Origin of the sequence: Vibrio sp. S12_S33, assembly GCF_963889785.1 — a bacterium.
Taxonomy (GTDB): Bacteria; Pseudomonadota; Gammaproteobacteria; order Enterobacterales; family Vibrionaceae; genus Vibrio; species Vibrio aestuarianus.
Map to the genome: position 1 here is coordinate 1 of NZ_CAWPQZ010000085.1, position 4,665 is coordinate 4,665.

At 40.9% G+C, this 4,665-nt stretch carries 4 protein-coding genes; 1 reads left to right on the plus strand and 3 read right to left on the minus strand.

Features of this window, described 5'->3' with window-relative positions:
- Nucleotides 1–178 precede the first annotated feature (178 nt).
- Together AACW06_RS18710 and AACW06_RS18720 are read right to left on the minus strand one after the other, a co-directional pair.
- Complete coding sequence (locus tag AACW06_RS18710; RefSeq protein ID WP_261915976.1) at nt 179–313, minus strand: hypothetical protein; 135 nt, start codon at nt 311–313, stop codon at nt 179–181.
- A 717-nt stretch (nt 314–1,030) separates the two neighbouring features.
- A complete protein-coding gene (locus AACW06_RS18720; protein WP_197467482.1) occupies nt 1,031–1,339 on the minus strand; it encodes a thiamine-binding protein in 309 nt (102 codons plus the stop codon).
- Between the two features lie 1,293 nt (nt 1,340–2,632).
- On the opposite strand from AACW06_RS18720, the gene AACW06_RS18730 reads away from it, so the two are divergent.
- Nucleotides 2,633–3,025 (plus strand): hypothetical protein, encoded by a 393-nt coding sequence (locus AACW06_RS18730; protein ID WP_192076224.1) that lies wholly within the window; start codon nt 2,633–2,635, stop codon nt 3,023–3,025.
- Between the two features lie 638 nt (nt 3,026–3,663).
- On the opposite strand, the gene AACW06_RS18740 is transcribed toward AACW06_RS18730, so the two are convergent.
- Nucleotides 3,664–4,257: a hypothetical protein gene (locus AACW06_RS18740; protein ID WP_077261279.1), complete on the minus strand. Its 594-nt coding sequence runs from the start codon at nt 4,255–4,257 to the stop codon at nt 3,664–3,666.
- Between the last annotated feature and the right edge of the window lie 408 nt (nt 4,258–4,665).

A 4,665-nucleotide genomic window follows, 5' to 3' on the forward strand; every position in this document is an offset into this window, starting at 1 on the left:
TTAGGGTGGAAAGGCTTTCGGTTTTCTAGCTACACACCGGACAAATCTCAGTTTCTCAACTATCTCGCCAGTGGCACTTTTCGGGAAGTGTTTGAACTTAACGAAGTCTGCTTACGGGAAATGTTGTTTTTGTTAAGTTCATTGGTGTGGCTTCTTTGTTGTTGAAATTCATGAATGCCTAAATTCGTTTTGTGTGCTTTGTCGTTGGCTTTTTCGATAGAATTCTTTGCAAATTACCGAGCTCAGGAATGGTGATTTCCTCGGTCATTTCTTCTTTGCCAAGCGCATTTCGTGGATTGGGTTTTAATTTCACAGCTGTCTGTTTTACTTTGCCGTTTGAAAGCAATAATGTGTCTCAAATTAGGCACTTTGGTGTAATTTGCTAGCGAAAGTGCAGCAGCTAACTAGGCGTTTAAGACGGATTCCCAACGCTTGGGAGTTTGGGCTCTAGGTTGAGTTTTGTGTTTAAGGCGCAATGGTTTAGGATTGTGGTCGCGTTGCTCACCACTTAACGCGGCGTTATGTTTAGTCACGTAAAATCAGTTGGTTGCATCTTTTCTTTGTTCCTTCGTATTTCTAATTTTGGTCTTGTCGGCAAGTTAACTTCAGTGGTCGCTGTTTTCTGGACTCCAATTCGTGGGCGCTAAAAGTTCAGAGAGTTGCTTCATTGAAATCCAGAGTGTAGGCGAGGTGAGTGAAGTGATTTTGATTTCAAAGTTAAAGCCCAGCTTTTCGGTTTCTCACGTTAAAATTCAAAGTTGGCACAATCAAATTTATGATTTAATTCAGCTTTTTAGCGCCTGGTTTTGGTTTGTAAAGGTAAGTCGAGTTAAGCTATTGGTATCGTAAATTTAACCCTTTGAGCCTTAAACATAACAAGGCGTTTAAGAGGGATTCATGCCGCGTGGCATTTTTGGTATGCGGTTGGTTTTGGTGGTGAAGTTGGTCTGCGGAAAGTTGGTTTATGCGGCATTCACCCCTTAACGCGGCGTTAGCCGTCACGCTGAATGTTCAGGTGACGGCATAAGAATTAGTTATTTACGAACATGTGGTTAGCTTTAGTTACACCTCTGTCGTAAGTGCAGAATGTGTCTGTAGCAGCTTCAGTTTTACTGTGAATCTTGATGTTGGTAATAACCTCGACAGCACCCGCATCGTAGCAAGCTTGTTGCGCAGCTTTTACAATCTCTAACAGTTGGTTTAGTTCGCCTTTTAAAGTGGTTTCCATCGCACTCACTTGAAATGGGACACCAGAGGCTTTGACAACCTCAATAGCTTTATCAACGACTTCAAAGTTATTTCCTTCTTTTAGTCGTGGTATAACTTGGAAAGCTAGCATGACTTGATCTAGCAGTGGTTTTTGATTTGACATCAATAATTTCTCACTGGTTTTTGTTGGTATTGAGCTGCGTATAGTAACATCAATTCGAAGCATCGAGGTTTCACGTTGAGAATGTCGGCTAACAAACGCTTCAAGAGGGACAGCCAACGCGTGGCATTTTTACAATGCGTTGGTTTTTGTGATTACGAAGTTATGCGGCAAGTTGGTAATAGCGTTGGCTGCCCCTTAAGCGGGCGTTATGCTTAATCAGGTAAAATCAGTGGCTTATGGTTTTTCTTTGCTCCCTCAGCTTTTCAGTTTGGTGTTTGTCGGCAAGTTGGCTGTTTTGAGCGCTGTTTTCCGGACACTTATTCTTTGGCGCTAAAAATTCTGAGAGTTGCCTCAATCGATTTTCGGGTAAGCGCGAGGTTAGGGCGGTTGGCTCAATCAGAAGTTTATTTCTAGGTTTCACACTTCAAACTAGATTTGCCAAAATCTCGAGTCTGATTGTCAAAACTATGATTCATTTCGGTTTTCTACGTTTTGGTTTTTGTGTGTAAATCAAAGCCGAGTTAATCTTGTCTCTGATCAAACATAACCCATTGAAGCTTAAGCATAACAAGGCGTTTAAGCGGGATTCATGCCGCGTGGCATTTTTGGTTTGTAGTGAGTTTTGGTGGTGAAAGTGGTCTACGGAAAGTTGGTTTAGGCGGCATTCACCCCTTAACGCGGCGTTATGTGTTTGATGAGTTTTTAAGGTCAAAGCTACGATTTCATTGAAAATTCGTTCCGTGTTTTCGGCAAGTTGGCTTTGTCGAAATGGATTCTTGAACAACCTGAGATTGATCGTTTTCAAGGGTCTTGGGTTGCCTCAATTGGTTTTTTGATCAGGTTTGTGTTGAGTTTCATCGGTTTCAAATCGCTTTAATTGAAATGCATTTTTGACTGATTTGCTTGCTGACATTCAGCTCTGAAAATCTGGTGCCGCAAAAAATTTAGCGGTTGCTGAAAGGGCGCTTTCTTTGTTGTTGATTCTGTAAGTGGCTCTCTTCGGCTAAGATCGCTATAAAATTTAGGGTTTGGTAAGCATCGGTTTTTTACGTAACTTATTAAAATTTCTTCGTTTCTACGGTGATTTACTTTGAATTCACGGTAAAATTCACATAACAAACAATTCAAGTGGATTCTCAACGCGTGGCAGTTTTACTATGCGTCAGGTAAAGTGCTTTACGGTGTAATGCAGCGGCTTGGCCAGTGCGTTGTTCACCACTTAATTGGGCGTTATACGTTTCAGATGTGTCGAGGTAAATATTGGATTATTTGATTTTTTTATTGCCCATAGCCGGAGGGCTACTCTCGTTTATACACTGGTATCGACACAGTTCCAAGTTTCCGACTCCTGGCGCGATAGGTAAGTTATCCGGTGCAAGGTTCGTAGGCTTTGTCCGGATTGACAATGACCCACAACTTGTAGATTTTATAGTTGGTGAGAAACAGCTAGGGATTGTTGGTGGCTTTCCAAGTTTTAGTCTACTTCTTGATATTCATGAACTTGAACTAACGAAAAAACACGGTCTATTTGGTTGCAAGGTAAAAATAATCTCTCATGACTTTTATACGGACCATCTTTTTAAAGAGCTAATTGTATCTAACAGAGTGGCTAGAAAGCTTAAAACCTATTCAAATGGCAAGCTGGCATGTTGAAAAACGTATAACAAAGCGTTTAAGAGGGATTTGGCACGCGTGGCATTTTTAGTATGCGTTGGGTTCAGTGATTAAGTCGCTGTGCGGTAGCTTTTGTATTGCGTGCCTGCACCCCTTAACGCGGCGTTATGTTTAGTCACGTAAAATCAGTTGGTTGCATCTTTTCTTTGTTCCTTCGTATTTCTAATTTTGGTCTTGTCGGCAAGTTAACTTCAGTGGTCGCTGTTTTCTGGACTCCAATTCGTGGGCGCTAAAAGTTCAGAGAGTTGCTTCATTGAAATCCAGAGTGTAGGCGAGGTGAGTGAAGTGATTTTGATTTCAAAGTTAAAGCCCAGCTTTTCGGTTTCTCACGTTAAAATTCAAAGTTGGCACAATCAAATTTATGATTTAATTCAGCTTTTTAGCGCCTGGTTTTGGTTTGTAAAGGTAAGTCGAGTTAAGCTATTGGTATCGTAAATTTAACCCTTTGAGCCTTAAACATAACAAGGCGTTTAAGCGGGATTCATGCCGCGTGGCATTTTTGGTATGCGGTTGGTTTTGGTGGTGAAAGTGATTTGCGGAAAGTTGGTTTATGCGGCATTCACCCCTTAACGCGGCGTTAGCCACAAAAATGGGCATCCTTGCCACACTCTTTCTCTTTAAGCGACTTCCAGCCAGAATTTCTCGAGCTCTTTGATCTCGTTATTTATTCTGTCATAGATTTTTTCGTAGTTACCATTGAAGAAGTACTCTTTTCCAGAGGTTAAGTCTAAAACTGAATACTCAAAGCCACTGTCATTAATTGAGTCTTCCATCAAAGCACAGATAATGTTTGCTCTTTCCTGAGTCATTTTGTCACTATTACTAAAATGGAGTTTAACTAGGCGTGGTTGCCCGTTCAAAACTACATGTAGCTCAGGGTTACAAGTGATGCTCGTTTGAGAAAAGTTATAGTGTTCTCTCGGTGGATCAAAAGCCTGGATATTTTTACCAGATTGCCAATCTTTGAAAGTATTGACGATCATTTCATAATTTCGCTTTTTACTCCCTTCCTGACGGTTGCAAATCGTGTAGAGGTGAGAAATATGTCGCTTGGCAATGAAAAGACGTTTAATCGAGTTTCGCAACGGACCATAGTAGTCGCGAAAAGCTGCGTAAGGTTCGCGTTTAGCGATGTTTCTTACCCTTGTCTGCTTTGGTTTTCCTGAAGTTACAACTATCAAAGAAAACTCGGAAACACTTAATGTAGGCATTCAAAATCCTCAGTTATTGGCTCGATGTCACATTATCATTTATGCTATGTGTTGCAATATAACATGGTTATAATTGTGGTTATTTCATTTGGTTTCATTTAGAAATGTGATGCATCTACATGTTGTGTTTTAATTTGTGCATAGACACTATATGTAGTGTTTGTGGCTAACAAGCTGTTTAAGAGTGATTCGCAACGCGTGGCATTTTTACTATGCATCAAGTTTAGTGGTTAAGGTGGTATGCGGTGGCTTCGGTATTGCGTTGCTCACACCTTAACAGGGCGTTAACTGCACAGGAGGAAGTCGTGCAAGAAGAATATATGGAGTACTACGCAAAGTTTGATGAAGAGAAGCGCCTTCTTTCACAAAATATTACGCGTATTGAGTTTGATACAACATTGAGTGTGT

Bases quoted from the DNA above. Each gene is read 5' to 3' on its own strand.
- AACW06_RS18720 (WP_197467482.1), bottom strand. From the start codon at position 1,339: ATGCTAGCTTTCCAAGTTATACCACGACTAAAAGAAGGAAATAACTTT.
- AACW06_RS18740 (WP_077261279.1), bottom strand. From the start codon at position 4,257: ATGCCTACATTAAGTGTTTCCGAGTTTTCTTTGATAGTTGTAACTTCA.